The sequence below is a fragment of the Bacteroides luhongzhouii genome (genome assembly GCF_009193295.2).
In the GTDB taxonomy this organism is placed as follows: domain Bacteria; phylum Bacteroidota; class Bacteroidia; order Bacteroidales; family Bacteroidaceae; genus Bacteroides; species Bacteroides luhongzhouii.
The window spans coordinates 3,446,904-3,462,365 of the sequence record NZ_CP059973.1 but is presented as its reverse complement, the minus strand read 5'-3'; the positions used below and the strand labels follow the sequence as shown (position 1 = coordinate 3,462,365).

General features: G+C 40.2%; 13 protein-coding genes and 1 pseudogene. 2 read left to right on the top strand and 12 right to left on the bottom strand.

Features of this window, described 5'->3' with window-relative positions; all coding sequences use genetic code 11:
• Nucleotides 1–135: 135 nt before the first annotated feature.
• On the top strand, nucleotides 136–2,061 hold the full coding sequence (locus GD631_RS12620; protein WP_143257316.1) for an NAD(+) synthase: 1,926 nt from the start codon (nucleotides 136–138) through the stop codon (nucleotides 2,059–2,061).
• A gap of 94 nt (nucleotides 2,062–2,155) precedes the next feature.
• Here the strand turns inward: GD631_RS12620 and GD631_RS12615 are convergent, their stop codons facing one another.
• From GD631_RS12615 to GD631_RS12580, 8 genes are all read right to left on the bottom strand, one after another.
• Nucleotides 2,156–2,716 (bottom strand): dual specificity protein phosphatase family protein, encoded by a 561-nt coding sequence (locus GD631_RS12615; RefSeq protein ID WP_143257315.1) that lies wholly within the window; start codon nucleotides 2,714–2,716, stop codon nucleotides 2,156–2,158.
• Between the two features lie 29 nt (nucleotides 2,717–2,745).
• Entirely contained in the window at nucleotides 2,746–3,870 is a 1,125-nt protein-coding gene (gene hisB / locus GD631_RS12610; RefSeq protein ID WP_143257314.1) for a bifunctional histidinol-phosphatase/imidazoleglycerol-phosphate dehydratase HisB, read from the bottom strand.
• A 3-nt stretch (nucleotides 3,871–3,873) separates the two neighbouring features.
• Complete coding sequence (hisC, locus tag GD631_RS12605; protein WP_317190149.1) at nucleotides 3,874–4,938, bottom strand: histidinol-phosphate transaminase; 1,065 nt, start codon at nucleotides 4,936–4,938, stop codon at nucleotides 3,874–3,876.
• Nucleotides 4,931–6,220, bottom strand: coding sequence for a histidinol dehydrogenase (gene hisD, locus GD631_RS12600; protein ID WP_143257312.1), 1,290 nt, complete (start codon nucleotides 6,218–6,220; stop codon nucleotides 4,931–4,933). Before hisD ends, hisC begins: the two co-directional genes overlap by 8 nt.
• An 82-nt stretch (nucleotides 6,221–6,302) precedes the next feature.
• Nucleotides 6,303–7,154: an ATP phosphoribosyltransferase gene (gene hisG, locus GD631_RS12595; protein WP_143257311.1), complete on the bottom strand. Its 852-nt coding sequence runs from the start codon at nucleotides 7,152–7,154 to the stop codon at nucleotides 6,303–6,305.
• A 245-nt stretch (nucleotides 7,155–7,399) separates the two neighbouring features.
• Entirely contained in the window at nucleotides 7,400–7,891 is a 492-nt protein-coding gene (locus tag GD631_RS12590) for a PaaI family thioesterase (RefSeq protein WP_143257310.1), read from the bottom strand.
• A 73-nt stretch (nucleotides 7,892–7,964) separates the two neighbouring features.
• Nucleotides 7,965–9,869 carry a fimbrillin family protein gene (locus GD631_RS12585; protein ID WP_143257309.1) on the bottom strand — a complete coding sequence of 635 codons (1,905 nt, stop codon included), beginning with the start codon at nucleotides 9,867–9,869 and terminating at the stop codon, nucleotides 7,965–7,967.
• A gap of 325 nt (nucleotides 9,870–10,194) precedes the next feature.
• Nucleotides 10,195–10,848, bottom strand: a complete 654-nt coding sequence (locus GD631_RS12580; RefSeq protein WP_143257308.1) for a DUF2490 domain-containing protein — start codon at nucleotides 10,846–10,848, stop codon at nucleotides 10,195–10,197.
• A 142-nt stretch (nucleotides 10,849–10,990) separates the two neighbouring features.
• Here GD631_RS12580 and GD631_RS22445 point away from each other — a divergent pair.
• Nucleotides 10,991–11,071 (top strand): annotated as a pseudogene (locus GD631_RS22445) (AAA family ATPase); the annotation flags it as partial.
• A 137-nt stretch (nucleotides 11,072–11,208) separates the two neighbouring features.
• Here the strand turns inward: GD631_RS22445 and GD631_RS12575 are convergent.
• Genes GD631_RS12575 through GD631_RS12560 form a run of 4 tightly spaced genes read right to left on the bottom strand, consistent with a single transcriptional unit; the run spans nucleotide 11,209 to nucleotide 15,460 of the window.
• A complete protein-coding gene (locus GD631_RS12575; RefSeq protein ID WP_143257307.1) occupies nucleotides 11,209–12,585 on the bottom strand; it encodes an MFS transporter in 1,377 nt (458 codons plus the stop codon).
• 12 nt (nucleotides 12,586–12,597) lie between these two features.
• Complete coding sequence (locus tag GD631_RS12570; protein ID WP_143257306.1) at nucleotides 12,598–13,497, bottom strand: glycerophosphodiester phosphodiesterase family protein; 900 nt, start codon at nucleotides 13,495–13,497, stop codon at nucleotides 12,598–12,600.
• Nucleotides 13,498–13,518: 21 nt separating this feature from the next.
• Nucleotides 13,519–14,577 (bottom strand): MBL fold metallo-hydrolase, encoded by a 1,059-nt coding sequence (locus tag GD631_RS12565; RefSeq protein WP_143257305.1) that lies wholly within the window; start codon nucleotides 14,575–14,577, stop codon nucleotides 13,519–13,521.
• A gap of 1 nt (nucleotide 14,578) precedes the next feature.
• Nucleotides 14,579–15,460: a sugar phosphate isomerase/epimerase family protein gene (locus tag GD631_RS12560; protein WP_143257304.1), complete on the bottom strand. Its 882-nt coding sequence runs from the start codon at nucleotides 15,458–15,460 to the stop codon at nucleotides 14,579–14,581.
• Nucleotides 15,461–15,462 lie beyond the last annotated feature (2 nt).

The window sequence follows — 15,462 nt, the reverse complement described above, 5'->3', positions numbered from 1 at the left end:
CAATTACTTTAATTGTTTAAACAACAATATCGTAACTCATACAAAATAGCTTATTGAGAGGATTCAATACAGAAAAGATAATTATTCAAAACTATTTTCTATTTTTGCATCCATTATATATAAATAAGGTATAAGATGAACTACGGATTTGTTAAAGTAGCCGCAGCTGTGCCACACGTAAAAGTGGCAGACTGTAAATTCAATGTAGAGAAGATAGAAAGTTTGATTGCAGTAGCCGAAGGAAAAGGAGTGCAGATCATTATATTCCCGGAAATGAGTATTACCGGATATACCTGTGGTGATCTATTCGGACAACAACTTTTGCTGGAAGAAGCAGAAATGGCCCTGATGCAGATTCTGAACAACACCCGCCAATTAGATATTATTTCCATTGTCGGTATGCCTGTAGTAGTCAACTCAACAGTTATCAATGCAGCCGTAGTGATTCAGAAGGGAAAAGTGCTAGGCGTTGCAGCCAAAACATATCTCCCGAATTATAAGGAGTTCTATGAACAACGCTGGTTTACCTCGGCCCTCCAGTTAACAACCAATAATGTGCGGCTATGCGGACAGATCGTTCCCATAGGTGCCAATCTACTTTTTGAAACTTCAGATACCACCTTTGGTATTGAAATATGCGAGGACCTTTGGTCTACTATACCTCCTAGTTCTTCGTTGGCACTACAAGGTGCAGAAATTATTTTCAACATGTCCGCAGACAATGAAGGTATTGGCAAAAATAATTATCTTTGTTCGCTTATCAGCCAACAATCTGCACGCTGTATTGCCGGATATGTATTCTCTTCGTGCGGCTTCGGAGAGTCTACTACTGACGTAGTCTTTGCCGGAAACGGATTGATTTACGAAAATGGAAGCCTTCTAGCGCGCAGTGAACGTTTCAGTATGGAAGAACAGCTTATTATCAGTGAAATTGATGTCGAACGTATCCGGGCAGAACGCAGGATAAATACAACCTTTGCAGCTAATCAAGCAAACTTAGAGGATAAAAAGGCGGTTTCTATTGTGACTGAATTTGTCAACAGCAAAGAACTAACCTTAACCCGGAAGTTTAATTCTCATCCTTTTGTACCGCAGGGAATGGAACTAAATGAACATTGCGAAGAAGTGTTCTCCATTCAGGTAGCGGGACTGGCACAAAGATTTGTTCATACAGGAGCTAAAACTGCCGTAATAGGTATCTCCGGTGGGTTAGACTCAACACTGGCATTACTTGTTTGCGTGAAGACCTTTGATAAACTGGGATTGTCTCGGAAAGGTATTCTCGGAATCACAATGCCTGGTTTTGGTACAACCGACCGTACCTACCATAATGCAATCGACCTAATGAAATCATTAGGTATATCAATTCGTGAGATTAGTATTAAAGATGCCTGCATCCAACATTTTAAGGACATCGACCATGACGTGAATGTGCATGACGTTACATACGAAAATTCGCAAGCGCGCGAACGTACACAAATACTGATGGATGTGGCCAATCAGACTTGGGGAATGGTTATCGGCACAGGGGACTTATCGGAACTTGCATTGGGATGGGCTACTTACAACGGTGATCACATGTCCATGTACGGGGTAAATGCGAGTGTTCCCAAAACACTTGTGAAATATTTGGTGCAATGGGTGGCAGAAAACGGTATGGACGAAAACTCGAAAGCTACTTTACTTGATATTGTAGACACTCCTATTAGCCCGGAATTGATTCCGGCAGATGAGAACGGAGAAATTAAACAGAAAACAGAAGACTTGGTAGGTCCTTATGAACTACATGACTTTTTTCTTTATTATTTCTTACGCTTCGGCTTCCGACCTTCCAAGATATTCTATCTGGCCAATATTGCATTCAAGGATACATATGATGAAGAAACTATCAAAAAATGGCTTTCCACTTTCTTCCGTCGTTTCTTTAATCAACAGTTCAAGCGTTCTTGCTTACCGGACGGACCTAAAGTAGGAAGCATTTCTATCAGCCCGAGAGGAGATTGGAGAATGCCGAGCGATGCCAGTTCAGCCATATGGCTTAAAGAAATAGAGGCCTTATAAGGGTAGCCTATCGGTAGACTTGTGCCACCGCATTGTCACAACTGTGCCAACGGTATGGCATGGTTGTGCCAATGCGGTGGCAAAGACTGGCATATTATAGCGCTCCGCCCGCCATTACTTCTTCTCTTATTTGTTCCACATTGGCTTCCTTAATTCTTCTAATAATATTCTTATAAATTCGATGAAAGCCATAGCCTCCTTCTGTCATTTCATGGATAGCATCTTCTTTCGAAACATTTTGAAAAACGATGCGATAAAACGCACAAACAGCCCCTGTACGATCAGAACCGTGGTGACAATGGAAAACAATAGGCGCTTTACGATTTTTAATAATGCGTAATGCTTGTATCAATTCCTTTTCGCTAATTGAATGAGCTTTGGTTTTTACACGGTGAAGCTTTATACTTGTTCCTTTGGCTTCATCATTATCACTATGTCTGTTCCGTAGATTAAGTACTTCTCCAATACCATACTTTTCTAAAGCTTTAAAATCCTCCTTTGAAGGTTGCTCCGAACGATATACACCCGAATCTATTTTATACAAATTTGTTAAATCACTATCGGGCAAAATAATCTTATCCGCTTTCTGATTTTGACCGAAAAGAGAAACAGATAAGACTATCACCAATAAGCATAATAGGATTCTTTTTTGCATAAGCAACATGAATATGATTCTACCCTCCATTAAAGAACACCCTTACTGGATGGAAGTTCAAAATGGTAGATATCTCTCTTGATTGCCATTTTCAAAGCACGGGCGAGGGCTTTAAAAATTCCTTCTATCTTATGATGTTCATTCTGTCCTTCCGCCTTGATGTTCAAATTCATCTTTGCTGCATCACTTAGTGACTTAAAGAAATGGAGAAACATTTCCGTTGGCATCTCTCCTATCTTCTCACGCTTGAATTCGGCATCCCAAACCAGCCAGGGACGACCACCAAAGTCCAGACAAACCTGACAAAGACAATCATCCATTGGTAAAGCATAACCATAACGTTCAATTCCACGTTTATTACCTAAAGCCTGGTAAATGCATTCACCCAATGCAATAGCAGTATCTTCAATTGTATGATGTTCATCCACTTCCAGATCTCCCTTTACATGAATCGTCAGATCCATACCAGAATGTTTTCCAATCTGCTCAAGCATATGATCAAAAAAGCCAAGGCCCGTAGAGATATCACAAGTACCGTTTCCATCCAGATTCAAAGCCACATAAATATCCGTTTCTTTCGTTGTACGACGTACTTCTGCTTTCCTCTCTCCGGCAAAAAGGAACTCGGCTATCTGATCCCAGTCAGTCGTTGCAAGGGTGCAGAATTCTTCCAATCCTTTTTCTTTCAAGGTTTCGGCTGAATTTTGCAGATAAATTGCCCGGCAACCCAGATTCTTGGCTAGTTCTACATCCGTAGGACGATCACCTATTACAAAACTCCCGGCAAGATCATATTCCGGATTATTCAGATACTTCGTCAACATTCCGGTACGTGGTTTGCGGGTGGGCGCATTATCTTCAGGAAAACTACGGTCTATCAGAATCTCGTCAAAAGTAATCCCCTCTCCTTCCAATGTTTTAAGCATCAGATTATGGGCAGGCCAAAACGTTTCTTCCGGAAAAGAAGATGTACCCAATCCATCCTGATTAGTGACCATCACAAATTCAAAATCGAGTTTGCTGCGGATAAAACCTAAATTACGAAATACTTTCGGGTAGAATTCCAGTTTCTCCAATGAGTCGAGTTGGTAATCTACAGGAGGTTCGATCACCAACGTGCCATCTCTATCTATAAATAACACTTTCTTCTTCATAAATTATCCCTGGTATTTTTTAAGGGTGGCTAATAGTGTATTATTCTCTACACGGGTACCGACAGTCACACGTAAACAGTTGCAGCAAAGTGAAATGTTATGGCGATTACGCACAATAATTCCTTCACCGACCAAAAAATTGTAGATTTTCACGGCATCTGTCACTTTTACCAAAAAGAAATTCGCATCAGACGGGAACAGTTTAATAGTACATGGAAGCTTTTCAAATTCCGCTTCCAGATAGTCACGTTCTTCCTTCAACGTTTTCACCCAGCGCTCTATCTCATAATGTTTATGCAACATGGAAATAGCCTGTTGTTGGGTTAATTGGTTGACATTATAGGGATATTTGATTTTACTAAGGATGTCAATAATCTCTTTGGAAGCAAAAGCCATTCCCAAACGAATAGCTGCACATCCCCAAGCTTTAGAGAATGTCTGGAATACGACGAGATTGGGATATTTATCCAACTCTTCGAGGAAAGACGAAGCTTGCGAGAAATCATTGTAAGCCTCATCCAACATTACCAATCCTTCAAATTGGTAAAGAACCTTTTCTATTTCAGAACGGAGCAAATCATTTCCCGTCGGATTATTAGGTGAGCAAAGGAAAATAAGTTTGGTATGCTCGTCAGTAGCTGCCAGCAATTTGTCAGCGGAGAACTGGAAGTTATCATCTAACAATACTTTTCGATATTCTACATCGTTCACATCGGCACAGACCTGATACATTCCGTAAGTAGGATCGATAGCTACTACATTGTCTTTACCCGGTTCACAGAAAGCACGAAAGACTAAGTCGATGGCTTCATCACTGCCGTTTCCGAGAAAAATATGTTCGGGAGATACTTTCTTGATTTTCGATAACAATGCTTTCAATTCACATTGCATAGGGTCCGGATAACGGTTGTGAGGCGTATTGTACGGATTTTCATTTGCATCCAGAAAAACAGAAGCGGTGGCTCCTTTATATTCATCACGTGCCGAAGAGTATGGCTTTAATTTCCAGATATTCGGCCGGGTTAATTCTTGTAATGATTTCACTTCTTTAAATTTTAAGTTATGAATTTTGAATTACTTTGAGACGAACTGTAACCGCATTTTTATGCGCATCCAGATGTTCATTAGCCGCCATCTCTTCAATAGCGGGACCAATGGCCTTTATTCCTTCCGGGAGAATTTCCTGGAACGTAATCTTGCGGATAAAACTATCCAAACTAACGCCACTATATGCTTTGGCATAACCGTTGGTCGGCAGGGTATGGTTCGTACCTGAAGCATAGTCACCGGCACTTTCGGGAGTTAACGATCCAAGGAAGACAGAACCGGCATTTGTCACACGCTCTGCTACTTCCATGTAGTGTTCCGTTTCTATAATTAAGTGTTCCGGCGCATATGCGTTAGTCAGTTCCAATGCTTCATCCAAATCCTTTACCAAAATCAGTTTACTATTCTCCAATGATTTGGCAGCAATTTCACGACGGGGCAATTCGGCTAATTGACGGTCTACTTCTGCCATTACTTCTACCAAAAGTTTTTCGGAAGTGGTAATCAATATAGCTTGGCTATCTATTCCATGTTCTGCTTGTGACAAGAGATCCGCCGCAACGAAAACCGGATTAGCAAAGGCATCAGCCAACACTTCCACTTCTGAAGGACCGGCGGGCATATCAATAGCTACATCACGCAGACTTACCAACTGTTTGGCAGCTGTCACATATTGATTGCCCGGGCCAAATATCTTATATACTTTAGGTACACTCTCCGTTCCATAAGCCATAGATGCAATAGCCTGTACTCCACCTGCTTTGAATATTTTGCTGACACCTGCCAGTTGGGCTGCAAAAAGAATAGCCGGATGAATGTTTCCATTTTTATCGGGAGGTGTGCAAAGTATGATTTCTTTGCAGCCTGCAATCTTAGCCGGAACAGCCAACATTAATACAGTTGAGAAAAGCGGTGCTGTTCCACCCGGAATATATAACCCGACCTTTTCGATTCCCACTGATTTCTGCCAGCAAGTCACACCGTTCATTGTTTCTACCTTCTTTCCGACAAAACGTTGGGAAGCGTGGAATGTTTCAATATTCTGTTTTGCCAGGGAGATGGCTGCTTTCAGTTCATCGCTTACCAATGTTCCGGCAACCTGTATTTCTTCAGGAGTCACAGCAAGTGCGGACAGAGTCACTTTATCAAAAGTAGCTTCATATTCCAATACAGCTTTGTCACCTTCTGCCCTTACCTTATTTATAATAGTACGAACAGTGTCGAACAAATTTTCCGTATTCAGTGCCGGACGTTCCAAAAGTTCCGTCCACTGTTCTTTTGAGGGGTATTTAATCAATTTCATAGTTTATATCTTATTAGGCACGGATTACACGATACCTGGGATTAGCGACTACATTATCTGTATAATCCGTGCCTATATATATTTATACAATCATCTTTTCAATTGGCAGTACCAAAATACCTTCCGCTCCCAGTCCTTTCAGTTTTCCAATGATTTCCCAAAAACGTTTTTCATCAAGTACTGTATGAACAGAGCACCAGCCTTCCTGTGCCAACGGCATCACCGTAGGACTCTTCATACCCGGCAATACAGCAATGATTTCTTCCAGTTTATCTTTCGGAGCATTCATCAATACATATTTTTTATCTTCGGCTGTTTTTACTGCATTCATGCGGAACAGCAGTTCTTCAAGCACTTCTTTTTTCTCGTCACTCATGTTCTTGTTGCCAATCAACAACGCTTCCGACTTCATTACGACTTCTACTTCTTTCAATCGGTTACTCACCAACGTAGAACCGGAGCTTACAATATCAAAAATAGCATCAGCCAATCCAATTCCCGGAGAAACTTCCACGGAACCGGTAATCACGTGAATTTCAGCATTTACACCATTTTTCTTCAAGAAGTTGCGAAGAATAACCGGATAGGAAGTAGCGATCTTCTTACCATCAAACCATGACAAACCAGGATATTCAAGATCTTTCGGCATAGCCAGTGAAAGGCGGCATTTACTGAATCCCAAACGTTTGATGATTTCCGCATCTTCTTCCTTTTCCATAAATTCGTTTTCACCGACAATTCCCAAGTCTGCTACACCAGTAGCCACTGTCTGCGGAATATCGTCATCACGAAGAAATAAAACTTCAATAGGGAAATTGGAAGACTGCACCAATAAGGTACGTTTCGTGGTGCTCAACTTAATATCCGACTCTCCTAAAAGTGCCATAGTCTCTTCGAAGAGACGTCCTTTGGCTTGTACTGCGATTCTTAACATGACTTTATTTAATTTTTAATTATAATATGCGTTGAGAAATAAAAAAGGCTTACCGTATTCGGCAAGCCTTAGTTATCGTTTATATAGTTATACACAATATCATCCACGCCCACCGATTATTCGTTAGGAAAATGATGATGATGATGTGTAGTTGTATATTTCATATTTCTTATATTAACTGCGACAAAAGTAAAGCATTTGTTTGAAACCACCAAACATTTATCACAAAAACTTGAGTTTTTATTTCAAATTAAAGGCAGTATCTCCTCCGGTTCTACATCACATTTCGAAAAATGCATTTCGTCTTTCGACTTTTCTTTCGAGAAAGTAAAGTAGGTACAAACAGATTCCGTGCATACTTCTCCATCCTTATTATATAACTTCGCTTCAATAATAACAATGTTCCGTTTTACCTCCTTAATAGAGGCACGCAGTACTATATGAGAATCTTTGGTATCAACAGATTTCCGGTAACGGGTTTCCATCTTCGAAGTCACTCCGGTCGTTTGTAGTTTACGAAGCACCACCCACGCACAGATTTCATCCATCAAAACTGCTTGAATACCGCCATGCAAAGTGTCAATCCAGCCTTGATATTCGGGACGTGGCTTCCAAATGCTCACCACTTCGTCACCGTCCTCATAAAATTCCATTTTTACTCCAGCTTCATTATTGGGAGCACAACCAAAGCAGTTGTACCCCTCCAACCCCTTCCAGGGATTTATTATCTTCTTCATAGTTCTCTCTTTTATTTAGTTTTATTTCCCAAATATAAGCAATTTATGAAAAAGACAATCCCTTTTCACCGATTTACTTTCGTATGCAACGAATAGCAAAAGCTTTTGTATCAACACCAGCATTAGATTCTTCTATGATATTTGTATTACTTTTCAGATAAAAGACTTTAGTGTCGATAGCGGTATTTGTATTGTCCAATGTCCAATATGCGAGATGTTTTTTCTCATAATCTGCTTGAAAAGCTCCTACGTACATTCCCACAGGCATTCCATTAAAACCGGATAAATTAGTTACTGGTTGTATTAGCTCTTCGGATTTTAAAGGCAGCCAAGTTCCTGATTTCAGCAACGAAGCATCTCCTTTCAGATACTCTTTTAGGATATTCCAGTCTTCCCAATTCGGTATACTCCAATGAGCTGGCAAGATTTTACCTGAAAGAGCGATATTAGCGGTATAAAAATAATATTCCGCAGCAGACTGCAAATATCCGACTGTATTCGCCGTCACCGCATCCACTTTGGGAAGCATTTCACCATCTGTATACAAAGAAGCCTCCAAATTATCCCGCATCCAATATTGAGTTCCAATCTTCACTAACGGATAATTATGAATGATTCCTCCACGAACATCACGAACGATATCTTCCTGTGCCAAAACTGGTAACACATTATCTGCCAGTGTTACTGACAAGGAGATTGTTCCATCTGCCAGTACATACACCTTATTACGAACCGGCAGAGCTCCTCCACTATATTCCAATGAGTGATCCTCCACATTCCATGATACACCTCCACCATTCACTTTCCCTAATTTTCCTAATAACTGTACCACAGTTCCTTGAGATAAATTAACGCTACCGTCTTCTTTCATGGAATAAGCAACAATCGCTTGAGAAGAAAAATCCGGAGTAACAAGATACTCTTTACATATTTCGGCTACTTGTTTTCCCAAATGTATCACTTTATACACATTCGATTTTTCAAAAGTCAGTTTCGATACATCTATATATTCATGCAAAATGCCTGATTCGGTATGGTCCACTTCTGTTCCATCCCAATCCCCTATTTCTCCGTTCACTTTGCCCATCAATACATCTTCGGCTGATACAAACACGATCTCCAGTTCTCGTTGCTTCCCACTTTTTAATTGTAAAGTAGGTGGTAATAAACTGATATATGACTTACCAGCTGCTTTCAACATTATGTATTGATATCCTTCACTAGCTTCTTGAGGAATCAAAATAAGCTCTTTTCCTACTAATCGTCCGTCTCTAATCTCCCATTCTCCTGCAGGAGTAATATCTTCCTCTTCTGAATAGGCAGAAAATATTTGTTGCTGAAAATCATAAACAGCCTTTGTATAAAAGCCACTGACCGAAAGCGTCGGTTTAACAGACAACATTTCTTCTACACTTTCCCCCTCTCCGGGAACAAGAATTATTTTCATGCGAAAGAACTGATGGTTATAGGATAGAGCAACAGCATCTTTACTGGCAAATACATCTCCTTTTAAAGCAACTAGAAAATCCGAATGAGAATAATCATCCGGGTTATCTTGAGTTGTTGCAACGGTCACTTGCATGAAACTTTCCCCCATTGCTACCCCACTATTCTGATATGGATAATAACTGATTAAATTTAATGCAACTCCATCATCCGGATAGTAAACCGATTCATCAGAAACAAACTCTCCAGTAGATGAACGCACAAAATAAAGATTATCTGCATAACGTTCTTCTTGCATTGTAGTGGTTCCTGCAAGTGCAAATAACCCCACTTCATCTCCTTCTCCAAAACTATTATTTACTACACGGGTATTCATAATCTCATGAATGTTGGCAACAAATTTCAATGGAATATCTCCATTATTAACGATTTCCCCTTCTTCCTCCGAAATATGGTTTACACAAGCAGTAAACATAGTACAACAAAGGATAAAAGAACCTACTCCCACAAATAGGCTATGGCATGTTTTCATTTTGTTTTTCTATTAGTTCAAAAAAAAGAAATTCTTGATTGGGCAGAAAGAATGCCATAAGAGGAAGTATTCACTTTCGGTTATGAAAAACCATACAACACGTCTGTTGCAACTGTAGAATCTTAAATTTCCACATTACAGTTTGAAATGTAGAAGCGAAAATACACATTATAGTTAAGAAAAGAAATATTTTCCTTTAAAAAGATTAACCTTTTATATAGAAGCCACCTAATCAGCCATTTACATTATACATGCAAATACAAGACATTCTGAACTCCACATTATTATATTAGCATTAGTTATTATTTACTATTCGTCATTTATTTCAAAAAGAATACCCCACTTCTATTCCGGCAATGTGTTTGCCTTGCGAAGATGCATATTGATAACAATAAAATGCATCCAATGACCAACGTTTGGCTAAAGCAATCTCCACTCCGGGACGATAGCGCATACGGTCTGCTCTCCAAAAAGAAGTATCATCCAGACTTTGATAAATTTCAACAGAAAAATAAGGAGAAACGATTCCTTTTGTAGGAGCATAGGATAACTTCAAACGAGAACGTAGACAAGTTTCAGAATCACCACGGTCAAAAGTCTGCTGAAATCGCTCCCGCAAAGACACTTTCAACCATTGATAACGAAAGCTGGCAATGGCAGATATATGATAACGATGTCTCAATTTCCAGTCTGAGTCACCCAGATTCCGAAGATGGGTCTCATATCCCACCCCCAGATTCAAAAAAGAACAAGGGCGATAACTTCCGCCAACAGTCAATCCCCAACGATCCAACCGGCTTACATCATCTTTCATGCGCAACTCCAAATCACCAGAAACCGAGAAACGGGAATCTATCTTATGATTTACCTTGAATTTAGTCCATGTATTTAAATCATCACTTTGTGCCCATGCGGAAAACGACATTCCAAGCAACAACACAAACAGCCAAATCTTAGTATTTAATATTATTCTACTCATTGATTATCGGATTAAAGTTACAAAGGTAATAAATTATCTCCGGCAAAAGAAAGGCATAAAACTGAATTTATTCTGAAAAGACAATGTTTGTATTCTGCCTAAATTCTCATTTGCATATCGTATAACTCTAAAACCATCGGATATGGACAACTTAATGCGTAAACTTCCTATTGGAATACAAACATTTGAAGGAATACGAAGGGGGAATTATCTTTATGTAGATAATTGAATGATAAAAACATTTCGGGAAGAATCGCAACAACGAACTTCCCGAAATAAAAACCGACACCATTGAAAATAAACACTTGTTATCCTCTTTGGAAAACAAGTGTTTTTCAATCTAACCTAATATATCAGAAACTAATCTGTTTTTTTTGATTTTGCATTCCAAACCAATAATGCAAAGAGTACCGAAAGCAGAGCAGCCCCAATCCAGAACCAATTGATATATGTGAAATCATAAACATCGACTCCGTTCTGAACCGTCTTCTGACCCTCTATCAAAACACCACTCATCACATCCTGCAAACCGGCTCCAATGTAACTGGCAATGCCCACCACTCCCAATGCTGCGCCGGAAGCATTACGAGGGGCAATATCGACTGCCATCAAACCACCCAGAAAACAAATGAGAACTCCGATACCCAACCCGAAAAGAACCATGGCAAGCACATCTATCCAGAAGTGTACACCCGGAACCAACAGAAACAGGCAAAGCGCAAAAACATTCATCAATCCGAATATCAGTGCAGGCACATTACGACGACCGCCAAACAGCTTATCAGAAATGACTCCCGAAAACATGGTACCGATAATTCCACAGACCGGACAGATAGAAATAATAAAACTGGCATCCAATGTGGAGTAACCCTTTTGGGCCTCTAAATAGAAGACACCCCAACTATTGATCGCATAGCGACTGATATACATAAAAGCACTCGATAGAGCCAGTATCCAAATAGCGGGCATCAATAGGACTTGTCGCTGCGCCTTATTGAAATCAGCCGTTTCTATGAAACTCATCTCTTTTTTCTCTTTGGGTGCATTCACAGGAGGAAAGCCCAGACTTTCGGGAGTGTCATGGAAGAACTTCCAGACAATCAATGCGCCAATCAAGCCCACGACACCCGCCCCGAAGAAACCGTAACGCCAGCCCAGCACACTGACGATGGAGGCAATAATCAGAAAGGTCAACGCTTCACCAATATTGTGGCTGGCAGACCAGAATCCATAGTAGGACCCCCGTTCCTTATCCGTGAACCAACGGGAAAGGCCTACCACACAAGATGCGGCTCCCATAGACTGAAACCAGCCGCTGATCCCCCAAAGTATAGCGAACAAGAGGAAAGAATTAGTAAAACCTAAGCAAAGGTTGACCAAAGCTGTAACCAATAAGCCGGTAGTCATAAAGCGATTGATATTACTACGGTCGGCAAGGAAACCATTCGTGAATTTCCCAATGGCATAAGTAAAGAAAAGTACAGAGCCAATGATTCCTAGTTCTGTTTCAGAGAAAATTCCTTCATCTACGATGGGCTTCTTCACGACATTCAGGCTAAGACGGCAAACGTAGTACATACCGTAACCGAAAGTAGCTGAAAGGAAAGTAGACCATTTCAAGTATTTCAGGCGACGGGCATCGGAATGAAGATACTGTGAGTCGGATGAAGACAAAACTTCCCCGTTACAAGGTCTCGGTGAAGAGACCTTGTAAAAGTTTATAAGTTGTTTCAACATGAGAAAGTCTATTTAGTCGTGAAGCTTCTTTTTGCGTAGATACTCCAATAAGAGGGCAGGACGATCGGTTTGAATTAGTTTTGCTCCATGATTAATAATCCATCCCCAGCTTTCATCCGGTTGATGAAGTTCTACTGCACGGTCATCATCATGACCACCGCACAGTTCGGGCCAAAGAGAATTAATAAACAAGTTAGAACCTGTATCACGCACCTTCTTTATCAAGTTAAGAACCTCCGGACTATCATTATCAAATACTAACTCATAAGCTGCAGGCTTCATGTGAGTCTGGTAACTGTCAATAACAGCTTCAGCTCCTTCTTTGTGCAACTGTACAATAGGCATAAAAATTACTTTATCCAACACAGCACCATTTTCAATTTTCACTTGTTCATAAGGAAGCCCGGCTTTGATGACACACTGGTCGACTGTTCCTGTCTTCTCGAGTACGGCATAAGCCTCCTGAAAATAATCATAGCCCTTATCAATATTTACCATTATCTTACCTTTGCAGAGCAACATGACTTCCTCCAATGTAGGAATCTGATGTCTTGTTTTACAAGCTACCCCGTTTTTTAGACGCATGGCTTTCAATTCCGCTAATGTATAATCTTCGACCAGCCCTTTTCCGCTCATGGTGCGATTGATTGTTTTATCATGCATCACTACCAAATGTCCGTCTTTGGTTCTTTTCAAATCGATCTCTACCATATCAACTCCCATATCAATGCAATTTTGTATCCCTTGCAATGAGTTTTCCGGAGCATTACGCCAGTCGGCCCGATGTGATACAACCAATATTTTATCAGGATGATTTCCTAACAGGTTTTCTCTGATTTCAGTTATTCTATTTTGGGCAACAGCCAGTTGTACCAAACATAGAAGAAGTATAAAGTTACATATCCGTTTCATAAAGTGCAAACATTAAGTATTTTAATTCAATTTATTGTTTTTCCAGACCATTTTTTCTCCCCACATTGGTACATAGGTCTGTTCACAGTTAATCTTCGAAGCCCGTTCGAGTGCCATATCCAACGACCATCTCGATTCGTCAACACCAGCATGAGCCAGCTCCAGAATATGTGACAACAAGACATAATCCGGCTCTACCTGTCCCGCACCCGAACCTAGAATATTATTTTCAGTCAGTGCATTGGGAGCGTAACGTGGTATCAGTACATTCACATGAGAAGCCAGATTCGTATATTGTTCCGGTTTATAGTTGGAGTCTCCTACATGCATAAAGACGAAGTTGCCGGTATCTTCACCGCAATCAATTGAGAATACAGTCACAAAATTAGATAATCCGGAATTGTTGTGATCGGTGATACAAGTTTTAATCTTGAATTTTCCTATTTCATAATCTTTATCTCCTTTTGCGGTATAAGGATATGTCGTATCCTTCAGGTAGTTGGACAATACCGGTTTGCCTAAATCAAACATAGCCTGAATCAGATCATTGTTATAATGATCAGAATGCTTATGAGTGACGCAGAGAAAATCAATATAAGGCGCCAGTTCTTTTGCCCAACGATGAGAAATGTCTATAGCAAAACATCCTGACGGAGTCTTAACCACATATCCCATATTATAGAGTGCCCAAATCTCTGCCGTACCATTTTCCACTTTTGAACTTTTAATTCCATCCATCACACGGTCAAATGCGCTCCGATAAAAATAGATAATAGGATCACACTTTTCCATACTTGTACTTGCCTGGTCGAAACCATTCAGATAACTGATGAAATAATCATCTTTACATTTATCCGCATACCCCTGAATTTTGGTCAAAGCAGTAGTACGTCCGGCATTGACAATCAAAGGAGAAGAACTCCACAACTGTTGTGCTGTGGCATCCACTTCCTCTGCCAATTGAGTAAGGATTCCTTCATGCCCTGTTTCGGTGCTGTTGTCATCATCATCATTGCAAGCAACAAAACCTATTGCCAAAAGGCAAAACAATAAATATTGTATTTTTCTTATTATATCCATCTTATTTCAATGTTTTATAATCATTAATTATTTTATTGAAAGTTTCAACGACCCGTTCCGGTGTTGGACGTGTGTCATGGTTTTCATGATCTTTAGTCGCTTCATACATGAAAACTCCTTCATAACCGACTCCTTCGAGTGCGTGCATTAACTTTCCCCACTTAATATCGCCTTGCGTAGGAAGCCAGTGGTACTCGTTGACAAAATCAAAATCCGAAGCATGTATGGTGCCAATACGTTCACCAATGGTTTCTACAAAATGTTCCGTCGTTCCTTTTGTATAATGATTGGTATCAAAACAAACCTTCACACCGGGAATGTTTTTGATAATCTCCCAAAGTTCTTCAGGAGTATTTCCCAGACAAGTCCGCGGCAGATTCTCTATACATAACTGTGCTCCTATCTGATCCGCATACTTCTTCAGATAAGCGATAGACCTGGAAGCATTGGCTATTCTTTGTGCCCGAATACTGTCGTCAATCGGTTCGGAACTTGGATGCAGAACTAAACATTTCGGTTGAAATTGAGCACACTGTTCAATCATCTCCGCCATAAAATCTACATTTTCTTTCCTTTTCTTTTCATCGAGAACCGATATATCCAGCGTTCGGGAAAAAGGAAGATGTATAGACCAGACTTTGATACCGGCACTATCAATTTTTGCTTTCATATCCCGAACACGAGGAATGACCTCATCTGCCGGAACGCCTCTATAACACTGGTTAAATGCCACCTCAACATACTCTACCCCCACAGACCGAGCTTGAAAAAAATCTGTGGAAGCAGGTACTTTCCACAAAGCCGTAGTAGTACCTACTTTATATTTCTGTGCATATAAGCCCATTGTCATTACTATAAATACAATAAAAACCGAGATTCTCATTA

What these genes read in the sequence shown, in the direction of transcription:
- hisB (WP_143257314.1), bottom strand. Translation starts at nt 3,870, where the DNA reads ATGAAGAAGAAAGTGTTATTTATAGATAGAGATGGCACGTTGGTGATC.
- GD631_RS12615 (WP_143257315.1), bottom strand. Translation starts at nt 2,716, where the DNA reads ATGCAAAAAAGAATCCTATTATGCTTATTGGTGATAGTCTTATCTGTT.
- GD631_RS12560 (WP_143257304.1), bottom strand. Translation starts at nt 15,460, where the DNA reads ATGAGAATCTCGGTTTTTATTGTATTTATAGTAATGACAATGGGCTTA.
- GD631_RS12590 (WP_143257310.1), bottom strand. Translation starts at nt 7,891, where the DNA reads ATGAAGAAGATAATAAATCCCTGGAAGGGGTTGGAGGGGTACAACTGC.
- GD631_RS12565 (WP_143257305.1), bottom strand. Translation starts at nt 14,577, where the DNA reads ATGGATATAATAAGAAAAATACAATATTTATTGTTTTGCCTTTTGGCA.
- GD631_RS12570 (WP_143257306.1), bottom strand. Translation starts at nt 13,497, where the DNA reads ATGAAACGGATATGTAACTTTATACTTCTTCTATGTTTGGTACAACTG.
- hisD (WP_143257312.1), bottom strand. Translation starts at nt 6,220, where the DNA reads ATGAAATTGATTAAATACCCCTCAAAAGAACAGTGGACGGAACTTTTG.
- GD631_RS12620 (WP_143257316.1), top strand. Translation starts at nt 136, where the DNA reads ATGAACTACGGATTTGTTAAAGTAGCCGCAGCTGTGCCACACGTAAAA.
- GD631_RS12580 (WP_143257308.1), bottom strand. Translation starts at nt 10,848, where the DNA reads ATGAGTAGAATAATATTAAATACTAAGATTTGGCTGTTTGTGTTGTTG.
- GD631_RS12585 (WP_143257309.1), bottom strand. Translation starts at nt 9,869, where the DNA reads ATGAAAACATGCCATAGCCTATTTGTGGGAGTAGGTTCTTTTATCCTT.
- hisG (WP_143257311.1), bottom strand. Translation starts at nt 7,154, where the DNA reads ATGTTAAGAATCGCAGTACAAGCCAAAGGACGTCTCTTCGAAGAGACT.
- GD631_RS12575 (WP_143257307.1), bottom strand. Translation starts at nt 12,585, where the DNA reads ATGTTGAAACAACTTATAAACTTTTACAAGGTCTCTTCACCGAGACCT.